The sequence below is a fragment of the Ligilactobacillus aviarius subsp. aviarius DSM 20655 genome, assembly GCF_001436315.1.
In the GTDB taxonomy this organism is placed as follows: domain Bacteria; phylum Bacillota; class Bacilli; order Lactobacillales; family Lactobacillaceae; genus Ligilactobacillus; species Ligilactobacillus aviarius.
Window position 1 is genome coordinate 79,934 of record NZ_AYZA01000019.1, and the last position, 25,799, is coordinate 105,732.

At 37.4% G+C, this 25,799-nt stretch carries 21 protein-coding genes and 1 pseudogene; 16 read left to right on the forward strand and 6 right to left on the reverse strand.

The window, feature by feature from the left end; all coding sequences use genetic code 11:
- Window positions 1–2: 2 nt before the first annotated feature.
- The 8 genes from FC33_RS04195 to FC33_RS04230 all read left to right on the forward strand — a co-directional run bounded on the left by FC33_RS04195 (window position 3) and on the right by FC33_RS04230 (window position 7,308).
- A complete protein-coding gene (locus FC33_RS04195; RefSeq protein ID WP_057827369.1) occupies window positions 3–1,289 on the forward strand; it encodes an extracellular solute-binding protein in 1,287 nt (428 codons plus the stop codon).
- 113 nt (window positions 1,290–1,402) lie between these two features.
- Complete coding sequence (locus tag FC33_RS04200; RefSeq protein WP_057827370.1) at window positions 1,403–1,885, forward strand: DUF3013 family protein; 483 nt, start codon at window positions 1,403–1,405, stop codon at window positions 1,883–1,885.
- Between the two features lie 10 nt (window positions 1,886–1,895).
- Window positions 1,896–2,780: a 50S ribosomal protein L11 methyltransferase gene (gene prmA, locus FC33_RS04205; RefSeq protein ID WP_057827371.1), complete on the forward strand. Its 885-nt coding sequence runs from the start codon at window positions 1,896–1,898 to the stop codon at window positions 2,778–2,780.
- A gap of 1 nt (window position 2,781) precedes the next feature.
- Window positions 2,782–3,543 (forward strand): 16S rRNA (uracil(1498)-N(3))-methyltransferase, encoded by a 762-nt coding sequence (locus FC33_RS04210; RefSeq protein ID WP_057827372.1) that lies wholly within the window; start codon window positions 2,782–2,784, stop codon window positions 3,541–3,543.
- 35 nt (window positions 3,544–3,578) lie between these two features.
- Window positions 3,579–3,908 (forward strand): hypothetical protein, encoded by a 330-nt coding sequence (locus FC33_RS04215; RefSeq protein ID WP_057827373.1) that lies wholly within the window; start codon window positions 3,579–3,581, stop codon window positions 3,906–3,908.
- 63 nt (window positions 3,909–3,971) lie between these two features.
- Window positions 3,972–6,197 carry a RelA/SpoT family protein gene (locus FC33_RS04220; RefSeq protein ID WP_057827374.1) on the forward strand — a complete coding sequence of 742 codons (2,226 nt, stop codon included), beginning with the start codon at window positions 3,972–3,974 and terminating at the stop codon, window positions 6,195–6,197.
- A gap of 13 nt (window positions 6,198–6,210) precedes the next feature.
- The gene (gene dtd / locus FC33_RS04225) at window positions 6,211–6,657 is read left to right on the forward strand and encodes a D-aminoacyl-tRNA deacylase (RefSeq protein ID WP_057827375.1); all 447 of its coding nucleotides are present in this window, start codon (window positions 6,211–6,213) and stop codon (window positions 6,655–6,657) included.
- An 18-nt stretch (window positions 6,658–6,675) separates the two neighbouring features.
- A complete protein-coding gene (locus FC33_RS04230; protein ID WP_057827376.1) occupies window positions 6,676–7,308 on the forward strand; it encodes an HAD-IA family hydrolase in 633 nt (210 codons plus the stop codon).
- A 178-nt stretch (window positions 7,309–7,486) separates the two neighbouring features.
- Here the strand turns inward: FC33_RS04230 and FC33_RS04235 are convergent, their stop codons facing one another.
- Window positions 7,487–8,380 carry an N-acetylmuramoyl-L-alanine amidase gene (locus FC33_RS04235; protein ID WP_057827377.1) on the reverse strand — a complete coding sequence of 298 codons (894 nt, stop codon included), beginning with the start codon at window positions 8,378–8,380 and terminating at the stop codon, window positions 7,487–7,489.
- Window positions 8,381–8,753: 373 nt separating this feature from the next.
- Here FC33_RS04235 and hisS point away from each other — a divergent pair, with 373 nt between their 5' ends.
- From hisS to FC33_RS04275, 8 genes are all read left to right on the forward strand, one after another.
- Complete coding sequence (gene hisS, locus FC33_RS04240; RefSeq protein ID WP_057827542.1) at window positions 8,754–10,031, forward strand: histidine--tRNA ligase; 1,278 nt, start codon at window positions 8,754–8,756, stop codon at window positions 10,029–10,031.
- Between the two features lie 15 nt (window positions 10,032–10,046).
- Window positions 10,047–11,828: an aspartate--tRNA ligase gene (aspS, locus tag FC33_RS04245; protein WP_057827378.1), complete on the forward strand. Its 1,782-nt coding sequence runs from the start codon at window positions 10,047–10,049 to the stop codon at window positions 11,826–11,828.
- Window positions 11,829–12,006: 178 nt separating this feature from the next.
- The gene (locus FC33_RS04250) at window positions 12,007–13,356 is read left to right on the forward strand and encodes an AbiH family protein (protein ID WP_057827379.1); all 1,350 of its coding nucleotides are present in this window, start codon (window positions 12,007–12,009) and stop codon (window positions 13,354–13,356) included.
- Between the two features lie 98 nt (window positions 13,357–13,454).
- On the forward strand, window positions 13,455–16,316 hold the full coding sequence (locus FC33_RS04255) for a type I restriction endonuclease subunit R (RefSeq protein ID WP_057827380.1): 2,862 nt from the start codon (window positions 13,455–13,457) through the stop codon (window positions 16,314–16,316).
- Between the two features lie 25 nt (window positions 16,317–16,341).
- The gene (locus FC33_RS04260; RefSeq protein ID WP_057827381.1) at window positions 16,342–17,943 is read left to right on the forward strand and encodes a type I restriction-modification system subunit M; all 1,602 of its coding nucleotides are present in this window, start codon (window positions 16,342–16,344) and stop codon (window positions 17,941–17,943) included.
- A complete protein-coding gene (locus FC33_RS08445; protein ID WP_146993416.1) occupies window positions 17,943–19,133 on the forward strand; it encodes a restriction endonuclease subunit S in 1,191 nt (396 codons plus the stop codon). The genes FC33_RS04260 and FC33_RS08445 overlap by 1 nt, the downstream gene beginning before the upstream one ends.
- A gap of 106 nt (window positions 19,134–19,239) precedes the next feature.
- Window positions 19,240–20,433, forward strand: coding sequence for an ATP-binding protein (locus tag FC33_RS04270; RefSeq protein WP_057827382.1), 1,194 nt, complete (start codon window positions 19,240–19,242; stop codon window positions 20,431–20,433).
- Window positions 20,434–20,820: 387 nt separating this feature from the next.
- Window positions 20,821–21,750 carry a restriction endonuclease subunit S domain-containing protein gene (locus FC33_RS04275; RefSeq protein ID WP_057827383.1) on the forward strand — a complete coding sequence of 310 codons (930 nt, stop codon included), beginning with the start codon at window positions 20,821–20,823 and terminating at the stop codon, window positions 21,748–21,750.
- 33 nt (window positions 21,751–21,783) lie between these two features.
- On the opposite strand, the gene FC33_RS04280 is transcribed toward FC33_RS04275, so the two are convergent.
- The 5 genes and pseudogenes from FC33_RS04280 to FC33_RS08455 all read right to left on the reverse strand — a co-directional run.
- The gene (locus FC33_RS04280; RefSeq protein ID WP_057827384.1) at window positions 21,784–22,707 is read right to left on the reverse strand and encodes a site-specific integrase; all 924 of its coding nucleotides are present in this window, start codon (window positions 22,705–22,707) and stop codon (window positions 21,784–21,786) included.
- A 64-nt stretch (window positions 22,708–22,771) separates the two neighbouring features.
- A complete protein-coding gene (locus tag FC33_RS04285; RefSeq protein ID WP_338033103.1) occupies window positions 22,772–23,989 on the reverse strand; it encodes a restriction endonuclease subunit S in 1,218 nt (405 codons plus the stop codon).
- Between the two features lie 214 nt (window positions 23,990–24,203).
- Window positions 24,204–24,974 (reverse strand): hypothetical protein, encoded by a 771-nt coding sequence (locus tag FC33_RS04290; RefSeq protein WP_146993415.1) that lies wholly within the window; start codon window positions 24,972–24,974, stop codon window positions 24,204–24,206.
- Window positions 24,975–25,139: 165 nt separating this feature from the next.
- A complete protein-coding gene (locus FC33_RS08450) occupies window positions 25,140–25,286 on the reverse strand; it encodes a hypothetical protein (RefSeq protein ID WP_235803889.1) in 147 nt (48 codons plus the stop codon).
- 187 nt (window positions 25,287–25,473) lie between these two features.
- A pseudogene (locus FC33_RS08455) lies at window positions 25,474–25,713 on the reverse strand (MFS transporter); the annotation flags it as partial.
- Between the last annotated feature and the right edge of the window lie 86 nt (window positions 25,714–25,799).

Here is a 25,799-nt window from a genome sequence, read left to right on the forward strand (position 1 = left end):
TTATGAAGTTCATCAAAAAACTTGCAGTTGCCGCAACAACTGCAGCAACTCTTTTTGCAACCGTTGCAGGTGGTTTATCATCAACTGTAAGTGCTGACAGTATCCCAACAAAGGTTACAAAAAAGACAACCATTACATTTTGGAATGGGATGTCAGGTAATCAACAAAAGGCTTTGCAAACCTTAACCCAAGAATTCGAAAAAGAAAACCCGAATATCACGGTTAAGCTTGAAAACCAAGGCCAATACAAAGATTTGCAATCAAAGATCACATCAACATTGCAATCACCAAAGAATTTGCCAACCATTACGCAGGCATATCCAGGTTGGTTGTACAATGCATCAAAGAATGATTTATTAGTTGATTTAAAGCCATACATCAATAACTCAAAGATTGGCTGGGGAAGCGCTGCAAAAAGCGGCATCAAACCATCATTGATGAAGGGTGCTCAAATCAACGGGACGCAATATGGAATTCCGTTCAACAAGTCAGTTGAAGTTTTAGTTTACAACAAGACAATGCTTGATAAGTACGGCGTTAAGGTTCCAACAACCATGGCGCAATTGAAGTCAGCAGCTAAGACAATTTATGAAAAATCAAATCACCAAGTTGTCGGTGCCGGCTTTGACTCATTATCAAACTACTATGTTTTAGGAATGAAGAACGAAGGCGTTGACTTCACTTCAAAGATCAACTTAACATCAGCTAAGTCAAAGAAAGTCATCGACTACTATGCTGACGGAATCAAGGGTGGTTACTTCAAGACTGCTGGTTCACAAGGTTACCTTTCAGGCGACTTCGCTAACCAAAAAGTCGCAATGTTCATCGGAACAAGTGCTGGTGAAAGCTTCGTTAAGAAGGGTGTTAACGGCAAGTTCGATTACGAAGTTGCTCCTCGTCCTGGCAAGTGGAACATGCAACAAGGAACTGACATCTACATGTTCAAGAACGCAAGCAAGGAACAACGGACAGCAGCCTTCATGTACATGAAGTTCTTGACAAGCAAGAAGTCTCAATTATACTGGGCACAACAAACAGGTTACATTCCAGTATCACAAGACGTAATTAACAGTAGTGAATACAAGAACAACAAGGATTCAAAGGTTCCAGCCCAAGTTGAAGCTGCAACGAAGAACCTTTACACCGTTCCTGTAACCAAGAACTCAAATGCTGCATATCAACAAATGAACACGATCATGCAAAACATCTTGAGCCATGCTAAGAACGGCAACCTTAACTCACTCATCAAACAAGGTGAAAGCCAATTCAAGAATGCATGGAACCAATAAAATAGCGTTCAGCAATTAAGCTAAAGAGTCGCGATGAAAATCGCGGCTCTTTTTGCATCATCGACTAAATCACGCTAAAATATTACTAACACATAAAGTGAAAGGATTCGAAAATGAAGAAGCAATCATTAATTGATTACCTTGACGATGGGGTTCAAAATTTAGATTTTGATGGGACATTGGCTTGGAACTGGCTCAAGCATGAACGGGCTTTTGAACTTGAAATGGAATTTTACGTTGAAAATCAAAGCGGGCATAAAATCGTTGATTCGGATGATACAGAATCCGTTGAACCAATCATCACGTTTGATGATGCGATTTTGCTGTATGATCAAACCAAGCCGTTTGATTTTGATCCGGAAGATTATTTGGTAACCCTGGGATTCAATGGCAAAAAAGGCTGGACGAAGGGGCAAGCCGATGCCTTTTTAGACGTCTTGCAAGATACCCTTGATAATGGCGAATCAGACTTGCTTGATTTTGTAAGTGATGATTCAATTCAGACATTTAATCTTAAATGGGATGAAGTTGAATTTCAAAAGCAACTAGCAGCCCGTCAAGATGAAACCCAACAATTAAACTATCCGAAATTCTAGGAGGCTGAACATGGACTGGACAGAACTTGTAGTTGAAACGACAAACGAAGCAATTGACGCGGTGACGAATATTTTAATGGAAAATGACGCGGGCGGCGTTCAAATTGATGACAACGATTTAAATGACGTGCGGATTATCACGTATTTCCCAGCCAACGTCAACGTGGCGGAAAAGGTTCCGGAATTGGAAATGCAGATCAAGGGATTAAGCCAATTCGGGATCGACCCGGGAAAAGCAACCGTGAAGTTAAGTGATGTTAACGATGATTCATGGCGCGACGTTTGGAAAAAATATTACCATCCAGTACGCATTACGCGGTATTTAACGATCGTTCCAAGTTGGGAAGACTACCAACCTGAAAATGATGATGAAAAGGTGATTCGGCTTGATCCGGGCCGCGCATTTGGAACGGGAACACACCCGACGACCAGTCTGGCACTCCTAGCACTTGAAAAGGAAATTCGTGGAAATGAATCAATGATCGATGTCGGCACTGGTTCAGGGGTTTTAAGTATTGCAGCGAAGTATCTTGGAGCTGGCGAAATCGATGCGTATGATATTGATGACGAGGCAATCAAAGCCACGAAGGAAAACGTGGCGTTGAACCCGGTTGCACAGGACATTAATATCGGAACGAACAGTTTGCTTGATGGAATCAGTAAGAAAGTTGATTTGATCGTGGCTAACATTTTAGCAGAAATCATTGTCCCGCTGATTCCGCAAGCCAAGGAATGCTTAAATCCTGGCGGAAAATTCATTACTTCAGGAATCATCAATGATAAGAAAGATTTGATTGTGAACGAATTGACAGCCCATGGCTTTGTGATCGATGAAATCTTAAACCAAAAGGACTGGTATTCGATCATTGCCCATTTGCCGAGCGAAGGAGAATAGGATGCAACGCTTTTTTACAGTTCAAAAATCAACTGAATTAAAAAATGAAAAGTTACTTTTACCACAGGAAATTTTTCATCATGCCGTTGATGTTTTGCGGATGAAGGTCGATGATCAATTTGAGTTAGTGACGGCCGATGAAAAGGTTTATCAGTGCCAACTAACAAAAGTTGAGAAGCATGAAGGGCAATTTACGATCGTAAAAACAATTGACCGGGAAGTTGAGATGCCGGTTAAGGTTACGATCGTTTGTGGCGTTTCGAAGGGCGATAAGGCCGAAGAAATCGTTAAGAAGGGCACGCAACTTGGAGCAGCCCGGTTTATCTTTTTGAACAGCCGGTATTCAGTTGCCCGGTGGAAGAACCAAAAACAAGTTAAGAAAATCAAGCGGCTGCAGACCATTGCGTTAAATGCAGCAGAACAGTCGCACCGTAACCATGTTCCAAAAGTTAAGTGGGCTGATTCACTGGACGATGTGATTGCCATGAATGCGGATGCGGACTTTAAGGTCGTGGCGTATGAAGAATCGGCCAAGCAAGACGAAAAAACGGTTTTAGCGCAGATCGCAACGCAGGCCCGGGCAAAGGAATCAACATCATTAGTGGCATTCTTTGGCCCAGAAGGCGGGATTGCCCCCGAAGAAATTGAACAGCTCACGGCTGCAGGATATCAATGTGCCGGACTTGGACCGCGAATCTTACGGGCAGAAACCGCCCCGCTTTATTTACTCGCGGCGCTTTCCTTTGCTGCGGAGTTGGAGTAGAATAATAACAAAGATTTGAATTGAAGAGGATTTATATGACTGACGAAAAAAAGACCTTTATTATTCGCATGCTGTGGTATTTGGTAGCGGCTGCAATTTTTGCATTGATCATTCCGATTATTTTTAATGTATGCAAAGCCAACGATGTCACGAAGATTGGCTTTGTTATGTTTGGTTTTGATATGTTTTTTTCAATTCTTGTGGGTTTATATGCCGGTAAGAACGAGGATTCATGGATTCCGTTGTTGTTTTTCCCGCTTTTGTTTGTGATCACGGCGGGAAGCTTTTTTATGGGAATCTTACGGATTGTTGGAGTAGTCTACCTTGCAGCAAGTCTTTTGGCGTACGGAATAACGAAGAACTAACGAAAGTGAGGCTGGTAACAGTCTCATTTTTACTATGATTTAAATTGAAACGGGTGAAGATGAATGGATAAAGAAGTGATTTGGACTGCTGACGATGTGCTTCAAATGTGCAGTCAATATATGAATGAAGAACACGTTGAATTAGTAAAGAAAGCCTGCAAGTTTGCGACTTACGTTCACCGTGAACAAACCCGGCAATCGGGTGAACCATACATTATTCATCCGATCCAGGTTGCGGGAATTTTAGCTGATTTGAAGATGGATCCTGAAACGGTTGCGGCCGGCTTTTTACATGACGTTGTTGAAGATACGAACGTGACATTGGGAGACATTGGTGAGCTTTTCAACCATGATGTTGAAGTAATTGTTGATGGGGTTACCAAATTAAGTAAGATTCGCTACAAATCGCATCAGGAACAGTTAGCTGAAAATCATCGGAAATTATTGCTTGCGATGGCTAAAGACTTGCGGGTAATCATTGTTAAATTGGCGGACCGTTTGCACAATATGCGAACGTTGAATCATTTGCGACCGGATAAGCAACGCCGAATTGCAAATGAAACCCTTGAAATTTATGCACCATTAGCTGATCGGCTTGGAATCAGTACGATCAAATGGGAACTTGAAGATATTTCATTGCGCTACTTGAATCCCCAACAGTATTACCGCATCGTGCATTTGATGGATGCCAAGCGGACGGAACGGATTAAATATATCAACGAAGCGATTGAAGAGATCAAAGATGCTATTAAGGACTTGAACCTTGATTGTGAGATTTATGGCCGGCCGAAACACATTTATTCGATTTACCGGAAGATGCGTGACCAGCACAAGCAATTCAGCCAGATTTATGACTTGTTAGCGGTACGGGTCGTTGTCAAATCAATCAAGGATTGCTATGCCGTTTTAGGAGCGATTCATACGCGGTGGAAACCAATGCCAGGGCGGTTTAAAGACTACATTGCAATGCCGAAAGCCAACATGTACCAATCACTGCACACAACGGTTATCGGTCCGCAAGGCAAACCGTTTGAAGTTCAGATTCGGACTGAAGAAATGCACCGGGTAGCGGAATACGGGATCGCAGCACACTGGGCCTACAAGGAAGGCAAGAAGAGTCCAGTCAAGGAAACCGCAACGGGCGACAAGCTGAACCTGTTTAAGGAAATCATCGAATTGCAAGATGAAGCAGCCAACGCCAAGGACTTTATGGAAAGCGTTAAAGGCGATCTATTTAGTGATCGTGTTTACGCCTTTACCCCGAAAGGCGATGTAACCGAATTGCCAAAAGGCGCCGGTCCGCTTGATATGGCCTATGCGATCCACACGGAAATTGGAAACCATGCCACGGGCGCCAAGGTCAATGGCAAGATCGTTCCGTTGGATTATCAAATTAAAAACGGCGACATTGTCGATATTTTAACGTCGGCGAACTCTGCCGGCCCAAGTAATGACTGGTTGAAGCTCGTTCACACGAACCGCGCGCGCAACAAGATCCGGAAATTCTTTAAAAAACGCGATTACATTCAAAACCGGGAAAAGGGCCAAGAGATTTTGCATAATGCGTTAGTTGAAGAAGGCTTTGACCCGCGCGAAGTTTTAACTGACAAAAACATTCAACGAGTGCTTGATAAAAAGCAACTGCCATCGGTGGATGAGTTGTATGCCGGAATCGGCTTTGGTAACGTGCAACCGTTGGGAATCGTGAACCTGCTGACAAAGGATATTCGGCAACAGCGGGCGGATGAGCAACGCAAGCAACAAGAAAAAGAGCTGCTTGAAGATCACAAGCAAATTGAAAATCCGGCGAAGGAAGCTCCCCGAAGCGGGAAGAATAATGACCATATTTTAATTGCCGGGATCGATAACATGATGGTGCGCCTTAGTCGGTGCTGCAACCCGATTCCAGGTGATCAAATCGTGGGTTACATTACGAAAGGGCGCGGGGTATCGATTCACCGCGTTGACTGTCCAAATGTGCAGGTTGAAAATGAAAACGGCAGCCGGTTGATCGATGTTTCATGGAACGGGCTGCCAAGTGAACATAAGTTATATGATGCAGAATTGAAGATTCAAGGCTATAATCGAACTGGATTATTAAGTGATATTTTGCAAATGGTCAATAATTCAACGAAGACGTTGAAGTCTGTTAACGGAAATGTTGACCATAATCAAATGATGGTGATCAGTATCGTGGTCGGCGTTCGCAATAAGGAACACCTGCAACGGCTGATCGACAACATCAAACGGGTACCGGACGTTTACCTGGTTGAACGTCCAATTCACTAAAGGAGATCATAAGATGAGAGTAGTTTTACAACGGGTTAAATCCGCAAGCGTTACGGTTGATGATCAGGTGATTGGCAAAGTCGGCAAGGGCTACATGCTATTAGTCGGCTTTACCCATGATGATTCGATCGAAGATATCGACTATATTGCGCGCAAAGTTGCAAATGCTAGGTTGTTTGCCGATGAAAATGGTAAAATTAACCTGTCAATCAAACAGGTTCAAGGCGCAATTTTATCGGTATCACAATTTACTCTGTATGCCTCAACGAAGAATGGCAACCGGCCAGGCTTTGGGGCAGCGCAAAAGCCAGAATTGGCCAAGGAAAACTATCATTACTTTAATGAAAAACTCCGGTCATACGGCATTGAAGTTCAAACCGGTCAGTTTGGAGCCGACATGGACGTGGCATTGGTCAATGACGGGCCGATAACGATCATTTACGATTCGAACCAAAAATAAGCGGAAAGAGTGACGATAATGTATCAAGAATTTTTCTGGGATTTTGACGGAACGTTATACAACACGTATCCGGGCATGGTTGAAGCCTTTATGGATGTCTTTGAACAAAAAGGCTTCAAGCTTGATCAGGATGAAGTTTACCGGCATATGCGGCAAACTTCGTTAGGAAAGACGTTTGCATACTACCGGACTCAAAACAACCTTGAAGAAGAACCAGAAGCATTGCGTGAAGAATATAATCCAATTGAAGCCAAGCTTGAAGACAAGATGAAGCCGTTTGACGGGGTTCAAGAAGTGTTGGCTAAGGTCGTTGCGAATGGCGGGCACAACTACTTAATGACCCACCGGAACAAAAGCTCATTGGAAATGTTAGCCAAGTTTGACTTGAAGAAGTACTTCACGGATGCGGTCACAGCTGAAAAGAAGTTTCCACGAAAACCCAATCCAGCTTCATTAAACTCATTAGTTGAAAAGTACGATCTTGATCCGCAAAACTGCGTCATGGTCGGTGACCGGGTGCTTGATATTGCAGCGGCTCACAACGCTAAGATGAGCGGAATTTTATTTGATCCGGATGATCTGATCATCGAACCAGCATCACCGGAACACCGCATTCAAGATATGCATGATATTTTGAATTGGATTAAATAGAAAGGTGTGACAAAACAGTAAAAACGAGTGTGGTGGAAGCAGAAAAGCGAACGAATCGCGTCAGCATAGATTCGGTGGTTTTGAACTTCACTAGCTTCGCGTCGTAGCTCGTTTGTTTTGGAACCCGATTATGCAGATATAACGAAAGAGGATGTGACTAATCACATCCTCTTCTTTTTTAATTTGGATCATTCGCAATCAACGCGTTTTCATCTTTACCTTCAAAGTATAATTGCAAGCCCTTAACGACATCGTTTGTGACTTTATTTTCATAACTGCTGTCATCGATAAAGCTTAAATCACGGTCAGAATTGATATAGCCGCTTTCAAGCAAGACGGCTGGTTGGGTGTTATCCCGTAAAACTAAGAAGTTCCCGAAATCAACGCCGCGATTATCTAAGCCAAGAGAAGTCAGTTGGCTGTTGATGTCTTTGGCTAACCGGAATGAACCATTATCCTTATGGTAGTAGTACGTCGTGTATCCGCTCGCGCTGTTGTCCTGCGGTGATGAGTCAAAGTGGAAACTGATGAACGCATCGGCATGTACTTTTTCAGCCAGTTCAGGCCGCTTGCTTAAGCTGACGGTTTTGTCGCTGTCACGTGTCATGTAAACGCGCGCCCCGGCTTTTTTCAATTTTGATTGAAGCTGTTTAGCGTAACGCAGGGTGAAGGTCTTTTCTTCTTTCTTGCCATTCGTTGATAGGGCGCCGGAATCCGCACCGCCGTGGCCGGCATCGATCACAATCGTGGCTTCAGAAAGGTTATTGACTGGATTTTGATACTTTGAATTGATCATCCATGTTCCCATCCAACCGTACTGATCTTCATTCGTTTTCACGTAGACCCAGTTGTATTTATGTTTTAATACCTTGACCCGGCTGCCCTTTGCCAAGTCGCGGTCTTTATGTGCAAACACACTGGGTTGCTGGTAAAGTGCGGCATCTTCGGTTTCAATTGGCATTTGCTGCATGTAGGTGAAAGTCCGATAACCTAAAAAGGCAGCAACACAAAGCAAAAGAATCCAAAGAAAGCCGAACGTATCCTCAACTTTTAACTGATTGTTTTCTTTCATAAATCAAATCTCCAAAGATATTATCAAATACCATATTAGCAAAATATTTTGACTTAGTGCAACTAACCGCGGAATTTAAGAGTTTTGTAACAATCACGCTTGACTTTGTTAATTTTCCTTTGTAAACTTTAGGTAACGAAAAAGACCGGTGAGAAAGACCAGTAGTTGAGTTCGCAGTTTCAGAGAGTAGATGGTTGGTGTGAATTTACAGGTGCGATTTAACGAAGACACTTTTGAGGTGTACTGATGTACCGTGATGAGCGTTATTCTAAAGTAAGAAGTTAAGGTGGTACCGTGCACAGTGTGCGCCCTTGTCAGTAATGACAGGGGCGTTTTCTTTTTGATCGGAATTTGAATGGAAGGAATGAGTCTTTTGAAGTATCAAAAACCAAAGGGAACAGCTGATATTTTGGCAGATGAATCTGCAAAATGGCAATACGTTGAAGGCAAAGCACGTGAATTATTCAAGAAGTACCGTTATCACGAAATGCGGACGCCAACATTTGAAAACTTTGAAGTCTTTTCACGGACTTCAGGGGAAACGTCTGACATCGTAACGAAGGAAATGTACGATTTCCACGATAAAGGCGATCGCCACATCACGTTACGGCCGGAAGGGACAGCGGGCGTTGTGCGGTCATTTGTTGAAAACAAGTTATACGGGCCAGAATACCAAAAGCCATACAAGGTTTACTACATGGGACCAATGTTCCGTTATGAACGGCCGCAATCAGGACGGTTACGTGAATTCCACCAAATCGGGGTCGAAGCTTTCGGCGTTGACAATCCAACGCTTGACGTTGAAGTCATTGCAATGGCGATGGACTTATTGAATTCAGTGGGCGTTCACAGTTTGAAGCTGGTTATCAATACCTTAGGTGATTTGGAAACACGGAAGAATTACCGCCAAGCATTGATCGACTACCTTGAACCGTTTGAAGATCAATTATCAGAAGACTCAAAGGAACGCTTGCATAAGAATCCATTGCGGGTCCTTGACAGTAAGGATGAAAATGACCAAAAGATCGTTGAAAATGCACCATCGATCCTTGATTTCTTGACTGAAGATTCCCAAAAGCACTTTGATACGGTTAAACAATTGCTTGAAGACCTGGGGATTGAATATGAAGTTGACGCCAACATGGTGCGGGGATTAGATTACTATAACCACACGATCTTTGAAATCATGAGTGATTCAAAGGCCTTTGGTGGCAAGTGGACAACGGTATGTGCCGGTGGTCGTTACAACGGGTTGGTTGAACAACTCGGCGGTCCTGCAACCCCTGGAATCGGCTTCGGTCTTGGGGTTGAACGGTTATTACTTGTTTTGGATGCTGAACAAGAAAAATTACCGTTGGATGATGAATTAGATGCTTACGTTGTTGGCATTGGCGGTGAAACGAACGTTAAGTCATTAGAAATCGTTCAAGCATTGCGGCATCAAGGATACACTGCTGATCGGGATTACCTTGACCGGAAGCCAAAGGGTCAATTCAAGACTGCAAGTCGCTTGAATGCGAAGTACACGATCACGATCGGTGAACGTGAATTACAAGAAAACAAGGCAAACGTGAAGAACATGGAAACTGGAAACGAAATCAGCGTTTCCCTTGACGATGTGATCAACGATTTTGCAAAAGTAATTAAGTAGCGGAGGAAGTTTATTTTGAGAAGAACGACATATGCAGGCCTCGTTGATGAAAAGTATTTAGGCCAAGAAGTTGTATTAAAAGGTTGGGTTCAAAAACGGCGGAACCTTGGAAACTTGATCTTTATTGATTTACGGGACCGGGAAGGCATTGTTCAATTAGTCTTCAGTCAAGAATTCGGCCCGGATGCATTGAAAATTGCCGATTCATTGAGAAGCGAATACGTCATCGAAGTTGTCGGTAAAGTTGTTGCGCGGGATGAAAATGCCATCAACCCGAACATGAAGACCGGGAAAGTTGAAGTTGAAGTCAGTGACGTGCACGTTTTAAACAAGGCTAAATTAACGCCATTTGAAATCACTGATAACACCAATGCAACCGACGATATGCGGTTGAAGTACCGTTACCTTGATTTGCGCCGGCCAGAAATGCAAAAGGCATTGATGATCCGGAACCGCATCACCCAAACGGTTCACCGTTACCTTGATGAAAACCACTTCATCAACATTGAAACGCCATACTTGACACGGTCAACTCCTGAAGGGGCGCGGGATTACTTGGTTCCTTCACGGGTCTACCCAGGACACTTTTACGCATTGCCGCAATCACCACAATTGTTCAAGCAATTGTTGATGGGCGCCGGATTTGATCGTTACTACCAAATTGCACGGTGCTTCCGGGATGAAGACTTGCGGGGCGACCGGCAACCAGAATTTACCCAGATCGATATTGAAACGTCATTCATGGATCAAGACGAAATCATGGAAATGACGGAAGGTTTATTGAAAGCCGTAATGAAAGATACGCTTGGGATTGACATTCAAACGCCAATCAAGCACATCACATGGGATGAAGCCATGGATCGTTACGGTTCTGATAAGCCAGATATCCGCTTCGGCATGGAATTGAAAGACATGTCAGCTGCCGTTAAAGGTGCCGGCTTCAAGGTCTTTGATTCAACTCTTGAAGATGGCGGCCAAGTTAAGGCAATTGCCGTTCCTGGCGGTGCTGACGCTTACTCACGGAAACAAATCGATGCTAAACAAGAATACATCAAGCGTTTCGGTGCCAAGGGCTTAGCATGGATGAAGGTGACTGACGATGGCTTGCAAGGACCAATCGCCAAATTCTTCAAGGATCGCCGTGACCAAATTCTTGAAGCTGCTGAAGCTAAACCAGGCGACTTATTGCTCTTCGTTGCTTCAACGCGCAAAGTCGTTGCCGATTCATTAGGCTACTTGCGGAAGGAAATTGCTAAGGAACAAGGAATGATCAACGAAGATGAATTCGCATTTATCTGGGTCGTTGATTGGCCATTATTCGAATACAGCGAAGAATTCCAACAATACATCGCTGCTCACCACCCATTCACAATGCCGAATGAAGAAGACCTTGAATTATTAAAGACGGATCCGCACAAGTGCCACGCTCAAAGTTACGACATCGTCTTGAACGGTTACGAACTCGGTGGCGGTTCAATCCGGATCCACCAACGCGAAGTTCAAGAAGACATGTTCAAAGCTCTTGGATTCACCAAGGAACGTGCCGAAGAACAATTCGGCTGGTTCATGGATGCGTTGGACTACGGCTTCCCACCACATGGCGGCCTTGCCTTAGGGTTAGACCGGTTCGCAATGTTGCTTGCGAAGAAGGACAACATTCGTGAAGTCATCGCCTTCCCGAAGAACTCCAAGGCAACCGAACCGTTGACTCACGCTCCAAGCGAAGTTGCACCGCAACAGCTTGAAGACTTGCACATCGAAGTTGCAGATGAGGGCAAGGAAGACAGTGAAGAATAGTTAATAACTGAATAGATTGGAAACACTTCCGACGAGATGGTTGGGGGTGTTTTTTGTTAGAAAAAAGTTTTGATTAAATACTTACAACTTTATATAATTTAGGAACAATGTCTTGAAAAGTCTTAATTTGAGAGTGAAAAAAATAAAATTTAATTATTAGACGGTGAATGAATAGAAAATGGATAAAGAAAAAAACATTAAACAATTAGTTATTATTGGAAATGGATTTGATCTTCAATGTGGATTGAAATCAAAATTTACAGATTATTTTAATTATGTAAAAAGTAAAATGAATGAACAGGATGAAACCTTATTAAAAGGAAACGAAATCAATTACGGAAACACGCTTCCTCATAGTGAATTTTATTTGAATTTTGCATCTTTTTGGGATTGTTATTTTCTATCTCTTGAATTACTTGAAGATAACCAAGATTATGATTGGTGTAATGTTGAAAAACAAATTGAAATATTGCTAACATCAAATAAAAATGAGAATATTGGTGAAATAAACGGAAAAATTCTATTTGATCTTTTATATTTAGGAAGTTTAAATGGTTTAACTAATCTTAAATTTCATAGTCAACTTAATAATATGATGAAAAAGCAAATTAAAAGCAAAATACAAAACGGAAACCAAATTTCTTTGGTTGAAAATATAATTAATAAATTGAGTTTTTATATATCATTAAGTTTGGATAAAAGAATTCAAGATAATTTAAAAAATAATGATAATCTAAATGAATTAATATCTAATTATAAACCTATATTTTATTCATACTTATTTAAACAGCTGGAAAAGTTTGAAAATAATTTAAAAGCGTATTTACAGTTATTATTTCAAAAAAAAGAGTCAACGGATTCAAAAGCTAATAAAGAAAATAATGCAATAAGCTGCAGCGAAGTAGCTATGGATTTTAGTTATTATCTGCAGTGTTATAGGAAAATATTATATAAAATTACTGAAGGTAATAAATATAATTTATTGTCTTTTAATTACACTTACTTTTCAAAGGCATTATTATCAACAACTTCAAGCTTAGGAATGATTTCTCCAGTTGTAGAGAGGATGCACCCTATTAATTGTGTAGTTTCCAAAAATATTCATGGAGACTTGGATGGCCATATTATTATTGGAATCGATGAATTAAGTATTAATGAAAGTGATCCATTATATAGATTTACAAAGACTTATCGAATATTAGGGCTAGAAGATCATGAAGAATCCTGTTTAAGTAAAAGCATAAAAGAAATTATATTTTATGGACACTCGTTGGCTAAGGCAGATTATTCATATTTTCAATCAATTTTTGATTTTTATCACATTTACGATAGTAATGTAAAACTAATATTTTATTATTCAGATTATTGTAATAATAAAGAAAAGTGTAAATTCGAAACAGTAAACAGAGTTATCAAATTAATTAAAACTTACGGTAATACTTTAAATAATAAAGACCATGGTAAGAACCTTTTACATAAGTTAAAGCTTGAAAACAGATTAGTAATAAAAGAATTAAAAGATTGGTAGAATAAAGATTTGATTATATTTACCTCACTATCTCTGATATAATAACTATATCTAAAATATTTTCGTTTGCAGTAAGCGATAGTATCGGAGTTGAGAACATGGATTATGAATCAGAGGAACAGCTTGAGGAAAGCTTGATTCAAAAGTTAGTTGGATTAGGATATACCCGGGTGAATGTTAAAGATATTGCTTCGTTGGAAAACCATTTTCGCCAAAAGTTAAATCGAATTAATTCTGAAAACTTGAAGGGGCAAGAACTTTCAGATAAAGAATTTGAACGTGTTAAAAATGAAATGATTGGAACTTACTCAATCTTTGAAACCGGAAAGTTGTTACGGGGTTCAGAATTACAACCTTACGGAAAAATTAACATCACAAGAGATAACGGTGAAAGTGTTTATCTTACATTTTTTGATGCAAAGAATTATCAAAATAATGACTTTGAAGTTACTAATCAAGTTAAAAGCGAATCCAAATATAAGAATCGGTATGATGTTACGATCTTGATTAATGGATTGCCGTTAGTTCAAATTGAGTTAAAGCGGCGCAATGTTGAAATGAGCCAAGCCTTTAATCAAATTATTCGTTATCGTGAGGAAACGATGAAGGATAATCTGTTTAAGTATGTCCAACTTTTTGTAATTTCAAACGGAGTTGACACCCGCTATTTCTCAAATCAAGAGGTTGGGAACTTCAACTCGAACTTTATGTTTGTTTGGACTGATGAAAAGAACAAATGGATTAACGAAATTGATGAATTTTCAGCATCGTTTTTGAATCCGCAACGTTTGCATAGCATGATTGCGCGTTACACCATTTTTGATAATGCACACAAAAGTATGTTAGTCATGCGTCCATATCAGGTTTATGCGACTGAAGCCATTCTTGAACAAGCTCTTAACCATCCAGAAAAGAATGGTTTTGTTTGGCATACGACTGGTTCAGGAAAGACAATCACGTCATTTAAGGCTGCGCAATTAATGTCACAGCAGGAAAGCATTGAAAAGGTTATCTTTATGATCGACCGGCGTGATTTGGATACGCAAAGTATCAAGAACTTTAATTCATATCTATCGGATGCTAACCAGATTGATATGACAGATAGCTCATTTAAGTTAGTTAAGCAATTGAATTCAAACGATAGTAAGTTGATTGTTACGACGATTCAAAAAATGAGTAATGCAATCAAAAATGAACGGCACAATCGGAAACTTGAACAGTTCCACAATAAGCATGTGGTTTTCATTGAAGATGAATGTCACCGGACACAGTTTGGCGAGATGCGGATTGCGGTCAATAAGTGGTTTGAAAACGCCCAACACTTTGGCTTTACTGGGACCCCAATTTTTGAAGAAAATATGGGTCAGAATAAACGGACGACTGAAAATCTTTATGATGAATGTTTACATAAATACTTAATTAAGGACGCGATTCGTGATAAGAATGTTTTACCTTTTAATGTTCAATATATGGCAACATTTAAAGATAAAGGGATTGATTATGGCGATGAAAAGGTTGAAGGCATTGATACTCAAGAAGTTTTTGAATCCGAAGTGCGGATGCGGAAAATTGTCGAACACATCTTATTAAATCATCGAAAGCTTTCCGGAAATGGAATGTATAATGCAATTTTCACGGTTTCAAGTACTGAAATGGCGTTGAAGTATTATGCACTGTTTAAAGAATATATTGATAAGATGGATGATCCGATTAACGTGACGACAATCTTTACATGGCAAGCAAACGAAGATTCGAATGAAGGCAATCAAAATTCTGAAAATTCAACTTCGCGTCATGGTTTAGACAACGTAATTAAAGATTACAATCAATTATTTGGTACCAACTTTGATACCAATAATTTTGATGATTATTTTGCTGATGTTACTAATCGGATGGTTAACCATCAAAAAGATACACCAAAGCAAAATATTGACATTTTGATCGTTGTTAACATGTTCTTAACAGGATTTGACTCCAAGCGCCTTTCAATGCTTTACGTTGATAAGAAGCTTCAATGGCACGGGTTAGTTCAAGCATATTCACGGACAAACCGGGTTGAAAAAGATACTAAACCATTCGGAAACATTATTTCGTATCGCAATTTAAAGAAAGCAACGGATGATGCAGTTCAATTATTCTCAGCAGGCGATATGAGCAGCTTCTTGGTTGAACCATACGAAAATGTTTTGGAACGATTTAAGCAAGCGGTATTAGCGTTGAAGAACTATGTTGCTAAACCTGAAGATGTTGATAGCTTATATGATCAGGGCGATGAAGCAGTTAAGAAATTTATCGAATTAGCACGGGATGTTTTTCGGAAGCAAAATCAACTGCGATTTTATGAAGAATTCGACTGGAATAAGATTAGCGATGTAATTGATGAAGGCACGTTCCAACGTTTCCAAGGTAAGTATCTTGACGTAAAAGATGAGTTTAAAAAGTGCCAAGGAAACAAAGAATCAATTCTCGATGATATCGACTTTGAACTTTCCTTGTTAGCAGTGGATCAAATTGATGTTCGCTATATTTTGAATCTTGTTCAGTCAATTGATCTGACTTCAAAAGATCAACAAGAGAAAGATATTGAAGTGATAAAAAAGGCAATGGAAAACACCGCTAATACTGATGGTTTACGTCTGAAAGCAGATTTAATTCGGAAGTTCCTTGAAGAAGTTATTCCAACTTTAGGACCGAATGATAGTATTGGAAATTCGTTAAATGAATTTCTTGCTAAAGAACGCGAAAAAGCGGTTGATGACTTCTCTAAAGAAACAAAATTATCAGAGAGTCAAATTGACGAAATGTTTAACGAATACAAGCTTAGCGGCGGAATTGACTCAGAAAAATTAACGACTGAATTAAATGACTTAGGGTATGGATTTTTACAAAACCGAAAAGTCGTTAAAAAGACGATCAGTTTCATTAAAGAAACAAGTGAAAAGTATACAGCTGAAATTTAAAGCAGATTAGAGAGGATACTCAATAATGACGGAAGAAACACATGATATTCAAAAGCAGCAACAAGCCGAAATTCAAAAGCGGTTATGGGCAATCGCGAATGATCTTCGGGGAAACATGGATCCAAGCGAATTTAAAAACTATATTTTAGGATTCATCTTTTATCGTTTTCTTTCAAATAAGGTTGAAAATTATGTAAATAAGCTCTTAAAAAATGATGGGGTCTCATATGAAGAAGCCTGGGAAGATGAAGAATTTCAAGGTGAGTTAAAGGATGCCTTAATTAAGGATATTGGATATTTGATTGAACCAGAATACCTTTTTTCAAACTTTATCAAGAAGATTAATGCTGGTGAATTTGATATTGAAGAACTTCAAAAGGCAATCAATGCGGTTGAAAATTCAACGGTTGGTGCAGAATCAGAAGGCGACTTTGTAGGCTTATTTGCAGATTTGAATCTTCAATCACCAAGTTTAGGATTAACCGTTGCAGATCGCGGAAACCTTGTTTCAAAAATTTTGCTTCAACTTTCTGACATTCCGTTTGAACAAGAAGACCTTGAAATTGATGTTTTAGGAGATGCCTACGAATACTTAATTGGCCAATTTGCTGCGAATGCTGGTAAAAAAGCGGGCGAATTCTATACGCCGCAACAAGTTTCAAAGTTGTTAGCTCGAATTGTTACTCTTGGTAAAGATGAATTACCTAAAGTTTACGACCCAACAATGGGTTCAGGCTCATTATTACTTCAAGTTGGGGATGCCATTGGAAAGGAACATGTTGGAAATTTCTTCGGTCAAGAATTAAATCGTACGACATACAACTTAGCACGAATGAACATGATCATGCACGGAATTAATTATCGCAATTTTGACTTTAAATTAGGCGATACTTTGGAGCATGACATGTTTCCTGGTTTAAAGGCGGATGCAGTAGTTGCTAACCCACCATATTCTGCTAAATGGGATACAACTGATAAATTAGATGATCCACGTTTCAAGAAATACGGAAAGACATCGCCAAAGTCAAAGGCGGATTTTGCCTTTGTAGAACACATGCTTTATCACTTAAAAGATGATGGAACAATGGCGGTCGTATTGCCTCATGGGGTTTTATTCCGGGGAGCAGCAGAAGGTGTAATCCGGAAGTACATGATTGAACAAGATAATGTATTGGATGCAGTTATTGGATTACCTGCAAACTTGTTCTATGGAACATCAATTCCAACGGTTGTCTTAGTCTTTAAGAAGAACCGGACAAATAAGGATATTTTCTTTATTGACGCTTCAAAAGAGTTTGAAAAGGGTAAGAACCAAAACATCTTAACCGATGAAAATATCGATAAGATTGTCAAAACGTATTCTGAGCGAAAGGATATTGAAAAGTATGCTCATGATGCAGATTTTGATGAAATTCAAGAAAATGAGTTTAATCTCAATATTCCCCGCTATGTAGATACGTTTGAGGAAGAACCTCCCGTTGATATTAAGAAAGTGTCTCAAGAACTTCAAGATATTAACAAAAAGATTAAAGAAACTGAAAGTGAATTCTTATCAATGGTTGACGAATTGCAAGTAACTGATGAGTCAAAAGACATCATTGAGGCGATTAAGGAGGCGTTTAAATAATGACAAAAGCCGATAAAGAAGGGCGAAGAAAGGCGCCAATTCTTCGTTTTAAGGGATTTACTGATGATTGGGAGCAGCGAAAGCTATTATCCAATATTGAAAGTATTATAGATTACAGAGGAAAGACTCCAAAAAAATTAGGACTTAGTTGGAATGGAGAAAGAGAGTATCCTGCTTTATCTGCAGTAAATGTTGAAAATGGAAAAATCAATTTAAGTAAAACAGAACATTTTGGAGATGCCTATTTATTTTCTAAATGGATGAAAAAAGCTTTAAAACTAGGACAGGTTATATTAACTACTGAAGCTCCAGTAGGAAATGTAGCACAAATAAAGGAAAAGAAACATTATATTTTAAGTCAAAGAGTAATAGCATTTGAGACAGATAAAAATCTATTAGATGACTTCTTATATTTCTTGCTTCAACGAAACAATTCAACTTTACTTCGATATTCTACAGGTGGTACTGCTAAAGGAATTAGTCAAAAATCTTTAAAACAAGTTAAGATAAATCTAACGCCAAATATCAGTGAGCAGAAACAAATTAGCCAATTATTAAATGTAGTCAAAAATCTAATCACTTTATATGAGAAGAAAAAACAGCTCTTAACCCAGTTAAAACAAGGAATTGTAAATTTTTTAATTACTAAAAATGGACAAAAACCTCAATTAAGATTCAGCGGATTTAATAATAATTGGGAAAGTAAATCTTTTGAAAAATTACTAAATTATGAGCAACCAACAAAATATATTGTTAAAAAGGCAGATTATATATCTCAAGGAACTCCTGTACTTACAGCTAATAAATCTTTCGTTTTGGGTTATACAAATGAAACTAATGTTTATCAAAATATTCCTGCAATTATTTTCGATGATTTTACTCTTGAATCAAAATATGTTGACTTCCCTTTTATGGTTAAATCATCTGCCATTAAAATTCTAACGAGTAAAAATTCAAATTTGTTTTTTATTTATCAATTATTAAATAACCAAAGATTTGTTCAAGAAGGACACTCTAGACACTATATATCTGTTGTTCAAAAGAAGAAAGTACTGGTTCCATCTATTCAAGAGCAAAATAAAATTAGCGATTTAATTAAACAATTAGAAGATAATATTGAACTAAATTCTAATACTATTGTCTTATTGAAAAAGTTAAAAGAGTTTTTACTTCAAAATATGTTTTTATAATTACATTTATAAAGCGTTCTTTCATTTGAATAATTATAATTACGTTTATAATTATTCAAAATTGATGTACAATTATAATTGTATTTATAATCAAGGAGATAAAACTATGTTTGAACGACCGCTTTACTTGAATCGCCTTCGCAAATACCGTGATACCGAGTTCATTAAAGTTATCACTGGTGTTCGGCGTTCTGGTAAAACTTTTCTGTTGCAAATGTTGAAGAATGATCTTTTAAAAAGTGGCATTGCACCTGAACAAATAATTGATATCAATTTTGAATCAATGAAATATTCAAAATTAACTGAAAAGGAACCATTTTATAACTATGTAATGCAGCATGCTATTTCGGGAAGGAAAATGTACCTCTTCTTTGATGAAGTTCAACGGGTAAATCAGTGGCAAGATGCAGTTAACAGTTTCCGGGTTGACTTAGATGCTGATATATACATTTCAGGGTCGAACGCTTCCCTTTTGTCTGGCGAATTAGCGACTTTTCTTACAGGAAGAATGGTTGAAATTCCAGTTTACCCATTGTCGTTTAAAGAATATTTATTATTCAAACAATCAACAGATAACCCTGATATTGAATTTTATCGCTACATCAACGAAGGCGGATTTCCTGCAGCAGTTCTAAGTCCTGATCCAGAGGTTAAAGGAACTGTAATTGATGGAATATATAGCTCCATTCTTCTAAAAGACGTCACTGAGCGTGCCAAAATTCGCGATGATCAAACATTAATCCGTCTTTCACAATATCTTTTAAGTGAAGTCGGAAATCAAATTTCAGCTAATAAAATTGCTGGCGTTTTGAAAAATGAAGGGTTTAAATCAGCAAATAACGTTTCAATTTCTAGATATTTGCATTATTTGACTGACGCATACCTATTCCATGAAGCAAAGCGATTTGATATTCGGGGAAAGAATTACTTACGTTCGAATTCTAAATACTATGCGATTGATTTAGGATTGAGAAATACTACGCTTAATAAGAACTATAAGGATAACATCGGCCATCAAATTGAAAATGTCGTTTACCTTGAACTTCTTCGCCGTGGATATAAAGTTGATGTTGGCAAAGATGGAAATCAAGAAATCGATTTTGTTGCGAAAAAAGGAAATGAAATTGAGTATTATCAAGTTACTCAACAAATTCCAGATAATAGCGATCGCGAAATTCAAAATTTGATGAATATTTCAGATAACTATAAAAAGACATTGATTACCGCTAATCGAATGGATGTTGGCGAACAAAATGGCATCCCAATTGTTCATATCGTTGATTGGTTATTAGAAGAATAGAATTTAATGAAATCCATTAGTCAGTTTAAATTGGCTGATGAATTTTTTTGTACATTCAAACTAGCGAAAATATTAAATGCTTTATTATAAATTTAGATTTATCTAAAAATTTGAATAATTTCAATTTGGCCATTACTTCTCGCAACGAAAGTCTGGGAGCAGCGACAGTTAAATGAAGTAACCACACGTGTTCTGAGAAAAAACAAAAATTTAACTTCTAAGCGTCCATTAACTATTTCATCTCAATATGGATTAATAGATCAGCAAGCTTTTTTTAATAAGCAAGTTGCTAGTTCAAATTTAGAAAATTATCTCTTATTAGAAAAAGGAGAATTTGCATACAATAAAAGTTATTCTGATGGTTTCCCATATGGCACAATAAAAAAATTGAATCTATATGAAAACGGCGCGGTTTCAACCTTATATATAGCATTCAAAGCAAATGCTGATATAAATTCTGATTTTCTAGAAAACTTATTTTCATCCAATAAATGGAACAATGAAGTATATAAAATAGCTGCTGAAGGTGCTCGAAATCATGGTTTGCTTAATATATCACCAAATGATTTTTTCAATATAAAAATAACAATATCTAAAGATTCTCAAGAACAGGCTTTTATTTCAAAATTTCTTAGAGTATTTGATAATCTTCTCGCCTTATATGATCGAAAACTTAAACTACTTTCACAGATGAAAAAGTATTTTTTAGATAATTTATTTACCGAGAAAGAATATCCTAACTTGAGATTCAAAGGATTCACTGATGCGTGGGAGCAGCGAAAATTAAATGACATTGCAAAAGTATATGATGGAATTCATGAAACACCAAATTACACAACGTATGGCATACCATTTGCAAGTGTAGAAAATATAAGAACTCTCGCAACTAAAAAGTATGTTTCTAAAAATTTTTATGAAGAAAAATTTAAAATTAAACCTCAATATAACGATATTTTAATGACTAGAATTGGGGATATCGGTACATCTAATGTGGTTTCTAAAGTACCATTAGCTTACTATGTAAGTTTAGCTTTAATTAGATTAAATGCAGACCAAAATGCACATTTTTTTAAATACTATTTTGATAGTGAATATGCTCAAAAAGAACTTTGGAGTCGTACGCTTCATATTGCTTTTCCTAAAAAAATCAATAAAAACGAAATAGGAAAAATAAACATCTATACTACCTCCATTAAAGAAGAAAATAAAATTTCTCAATTATTTAATAAATTAAATTATCTTCTTACTTTATATGAAAACAAGCAACAACACCTGAATGAAATTAAAAAAACTCTTTTAAACACCATGTTCATCTAACAAACACCTCGTCAAAATGGCGAGGTGTATTTTTTACAATGCGGCTAAATGACGCATAATTTTATCGTTATCTTGATTTTCAAGCTCCTCAATAATGTGAATGTATGTGCTTTGAGTAGTTGTCATATCAGCATGACCTAATCGCTTAGCAACACTTGCAGTTGAAACGCCAGCGTACAAAAGAAGTGAAGCATGTGTATGTCGCAATCCGTGAACTGAAATTACAGGAATTCCTGCATGTTTACATTTCTTTTCAAGAAAGAAATTGACCGTAGAATTGTATATTCTTTTAGTCACAAAAATTGGCTTATCCGTAGGTAGATTTCTAATTAAACCACTAAACTGCATACATAATTTCCAGTCTAATTGAATTTTTCGGACTGAAGATTTGTTTTTAGTTGGTTGAAAACCGCCTTTCTTATCTTTGTAATTCCATGTCTTAGTTACTGATAAAGTCTGTTCTTCAAAATCAAAGTCACTGGGTGTTACGCCAAGGGCTTCTGCAAATCGAAGACCAGTTTTTGCAATCAGTAAGACCAACCAATCAATTGATGGCTTATCTCCTAAATCAAGCTCTTTAATTAGCAATTTCAGTTCAAATTCACTTAAAAATTTGGTTTTCTTTTTCTTGGGATCTTTCCCTTTAATGATTGCGCGACGAGTAGGATCGTGTTTGATAATTCCATCATCGTATGCATCTAAGATTGCAGCTTTAACCTGATGATGAAAATCCATCACAGTTTGGCGCTCATGATTAATAGCATAGTCATTAAGTAATTTTTGATATGTTTGACGATTTAAATCTTTCATCATTAAAGTAGGCGCAAGTCCCTTGATCTTACGATAGGTTACCCAATATTTTTGAAGGGTTACGTCCCGAATTGCACCGACCTTATAAAGTTTTACCCATGACTTAAAGTATTCATGTAAATATTGTGATTTTGTTCTTCTTGGCATAAGAAAAACCTCCCATAATAAATTTTTGGCAAGAGCCAATTTTTATTATGAGGAGGTTGAATTGTTAGATGAACATGGTGTTTAAAAGAGTGTTTTTGATTTCAGCAAAATGTTGCTGCTTGCCTTTGTAAAAAGAAATTGTCTTATCTATAGTTTTTAAAATATTAGATATTTTTTGTTGCTCTAACAGTAACGTTTTAGGAACAACAATAGTTTTTAACTGTTGAAGTGGTAACTGTTTGAGTGCTGTTCCGGTTTGCCTTGATAATAATTTCGATTTTCCTTTTGAAGATAAAAAGAAGTATAAAAGGAATTTACCAATTAACTCATTTTTTGAAGTACGAATAATAGCCAATTGAGAATTTATATTCCAATCAATGTTTTGCTTTGTAACGTATCCCAATTCACCTAATGATCCTCTAACTGCTATAACAATGTCATCTTCTTCAAGATGACCAGATTTTAATTGACTGTGCTTTTCTTTTGTAATATATTTTGCATTTTCTAAATCAAGTATGCCATTTTTTAAATTACCACCTGTTAAAAATGGAATACCTTTATCGGCGTCTGTCATATCAGCTGGTTTAGGATATAAATTCGCGTAGTTACCATCTGTTAGAGTCGTTTGCGTATCTTTTAATTTTATCTTCTCCCATGCATCAGTAAATCCTTTAAATCTCAAGTTAGGATATTCTTTTTCTGCAAACAAATTATCTAAAAAATACTTTTTCACCTGTGAAAGTAGTTTAAGTTTTCGTTCATATAAGGCGAGAAGATTCTCCAATATATTAAATAGTTTTCCAATTTTTATTTGCTCGTTTATTTGTGGAGTAGAAATAGGCGTTTTTTTAGCATTTTCAATGGTATACGTTCCGACAGTACCTGTACCAGTTATTTTAAAAAGATAATTTTTAAAAAGATTAGTTGTAAAGAAATAAAATATAAAATTTCCATCATAATTATTGTTTTTTAGCCAAATAACATTACCATCTTTAAAATATAATGGTGAATCATCTGTAATTAAATAAGGGATTCCAATTGTTCCCACACCCGTAATAAGCAATTGTCCTTTTTTCACTTTTCCACTTTTTAAAATATTGCTATTGTAGGTTTCTTCTGAAATATAAATAGGATCTGAAATTTTTTTGTTATTAAATTTTGCAACAATATCTCTAGCACGAAAAAATGGTACTCCTGTATTTTTCCATTCATTCATATGGATTCGCTTAACAGATCCAATTTCCATAAGCTGACCTAACTCACGCTGCTCCCAAATTTTTATTGAGAAAAAATAACTGTCAAATCGAAATCATTTAAGCTTTTAAATAAATCTAAATTTATAATAAAGCATTTAATACTTTCGTTAGTTTAGAATGTACGAAAAAATCCATCAACCACTTTAAACTGACTAATGGATTTCATTAAATTTTATTCTTCTAACAACCAATCAACGATGTGGACATGTTTCTAGAAAGCAAAGTTCATAAAATTCAAACCTATTTCACGTTGAGTTCCCAGTCATTTTTTAATAGAGCATGAGCACATTCACGAATCACCTGACTTTCATTAGAATCAAGTCTTTCGTGTATTATGTCGTCTATTTTTAAATCAAAGATAGTTTCATTATGAGTTTTCATTGCTTCTGGTGGCAGCATTCCGGTATACTTATCAGTTTCTTTTTTTATTTTCTGGAATTCTTTCAGGTCACGTTTAATCTTTGAATTATTGGGATAATGCTTTAATAAATGATCTTTTACAACATGCGTACATACTTTGTTTATGAAGTAATCGATGTTTTTTTCTTTATGGTACGGATTGATAAAAGAATTTAGTTCAAGGATGTCATTAATAGTTAAAGAGGGTTTAGTTTCGATCTTAACTAATTTATTTCTCCAATTCATTTCAGAACGAATTTTGACAATTCGATCTTGTTTTTTTGAATAATACTTAAGTAGTGCAGTGACTATTATTGATATTAGAGTGATGCTTCCGGCAAATATAGTAGCAAGTAAAGTTGCATTTGCCTGGTTTTCAAGATTAAGTTTAATCGGTAGTATTTCCAAAATTCCAACAAATAGGAAAAAAATAATAATGAAAAATAATAATGGGGCTGTGAAAATAGCAAACTCATTTGTTAAAAAATTTAATATTGATTGAACCGGTAGGCGGTCAATGAAGAGTTTTGATTCTTTAAGTTGAGGATGGAAAACTACATATATTGATATAATCATAGAAATAAAAAGGGCACATATCATAACTAATTTCATGTGCATGACAATCCCTCCTTCATGGTTCTACATGAATTATCACAAAGTTCAAAGCAATAATATTCGAAATGTCACATCCGTCAAGTTATTTAGAGAAAATACCAAAATAATTTACTAAAAAAGCACCGATGATCTTCTCACCATTGCTAGATATTCAATCAAATTTTAATGCCGCAATTCATTTTTGTTATTAATCGACAATGCAATCAGTAATTCAATTACAGCGAGCACGACCGTAAAGATGATTCTATTATGAACTCCGTGTGTAAAGGCCACGGCACTGCTTGCACCATGAGAAGCAGTGATCCCCATTTGAAGCAGGCTGGTTGCGGTTGCGATTGCGCCGACGATCTGTTGAAGAGTGTTGATGATCGTGCTCTCATCGGCTGATTCATAAATTTCAAGTGAATTTAAGGCGTGCGTTTGAGATGGTGATATTGCAAGCGGAAACCGATCATTAAAATCACGTGGGCGGCGATAATGCGCCGATACCAGTGGTAATGATTTGCCGGGTCGTAAACCATTTAGTTAAGAGGCTTGAAAGTGGAAGGATAATTCCGATTACAAGCATATAACCGGTAACGATCCACTGAAGGGTCGCATTACCGATGTTAAGACTTTGCGACAATTGCGGAAGTGCAATGTTTAGTGAAGTTTCGGAAAGCATTCCAACGAACGCCCCGGTAATTGGGCCCATCAAAGCGAGCCACGGATGTTGAATTTCATTTTGATGATCCATTATAATCTCCTTTCATTTCTCCAGTATGTTTTTTAAACACGATGATTAGCATATCGAATTTTAAAATTTCATGTGAATAAAAAATT

What these genes read in the sequence shown, in the direction of transcription:
- FC33_RS04215 (WP_057827373.1), top strand. Translation starts at nt 3,579, where the DNA reads ATGACTGACGAAAAAAAGACCTTTATTATTCGCATGCTGTGGTATTTG.
- FC33_RS04290 (WP_146993415.1), bottom strand. Translation starts at nt 24,974, where the DNA reads ATGAAATTAGTTATGATATGTGCCCTTTTTATTTCTATGATTATATCA.
- FC33_RS04220 (WP_057827374.1), top strand. Translation starts at nt 3,972, where the DNA reads ATGGATAAAGAAGTGATTTGGACTGCTGACGATGTGCTTCAAATGTGC.
- FC33_RS04195 (WP_057827369.1), top strand. Translation starts at nt 3, where the DNA reads ATGAAGTTCATCAAAAAACTTGCAGTTGCCGCAACAACTGCAGCAACT.
- FC33_RS04230 (WP_057827376.1), top strand. Translation starts at nt 6,676, where the DNA reads ATGTATCAAGAATTTTTCTGGGATTTTGACGGAACGTTATACAACACG.
- FC33_RS04250 (WP_057827379.1), top strand. Translation starts at nt 12,007, where the DNA reads ATGGATAAAGAAAAAAACATTAAACAATTAGTTATTATTGGAAATGGA.
- prmA (WP_057827371.1), top strand. Translation starts at nt 1,896, where the DNA reads ATGGACTGGACAGAACTTGTAGTTGAAACGACAAACGAAGCAATTGAC.
- FC33_RS04280 (WP_057827384.1), bottom strand. Translation starts at nt 22,707, where the DNA reads ATGCCAAGAAGAACAAAATCACAATATTTACATGAATACTTTAAGTCA.
- FC33_RS04200 (WP_057827370.1), top strand. Translation starts at nt 1,403, where the DNA reads ATGAAGAAGCAATCATTAATTGATTACCTTGACGATGGGGTTCAAAAT.
- FC33_RS08445 (WP_146993416.1), top strand. Translation starts at nt 17,943, where the DNA reads ATGACAAAAGCCGATAAAGAAGGGCGAAGAAAGGCGCCAATTCTTCGT.
- FC33_RS04260 (WP_057827381.1), top strand. Translation starts at nt 16,342, where the DNA reads ATGACGGAAGAAACACATGATATTCAAAAGCAGCAACAAGCCGAAATT.
- FC33_RS04210 (WP_057827372.1), top strand. Translation starts at nt 2,782, where the DNA reads ATGCAACGCTTTTTTACAGTTCAAAAATCAACTGAATTAAAAAATGAA.
- FC33_RS04270 (WP_057827382.1), top strand. Translation starts at nt 19,240, where the DNA reads ATGTTTGAACGACCGCTTTACTTGAATCGCCTTCGCAAATACCGTGAT.
- dtd (WP_057827375.1), top strand. Translation starts at nt 6,211, where the DNA reads ATGAGAGTAGTTTTACAACGGGTTAAATCCGCAAGCGTTACGGTTGAT.
- FC33_RS04255 (WP_057827380.1), top strand. Translation starts at nt 13,455, where the DNA reads ATGGATTATGAATCAGAGGAACAGCTTGAGGAAAGCTTGATTCAAAAG.
- FC33_RS08450 (WP_235803889.1), bottom strand. Translation starts at nt 25,286, where the DNA reads ATGGGGATCACTGCTTCTCATGGTGCAAGCAGTGCCGTGGCCTTTACA.
- FC33_RS04235 (WP_057827377.1), bottom strand. Translation starts at nt 8,380, where the DNA reads ATGAAAGAAAACAATCAGTTAAAAGTTGAGGATACGTTCGGCTTTCTT.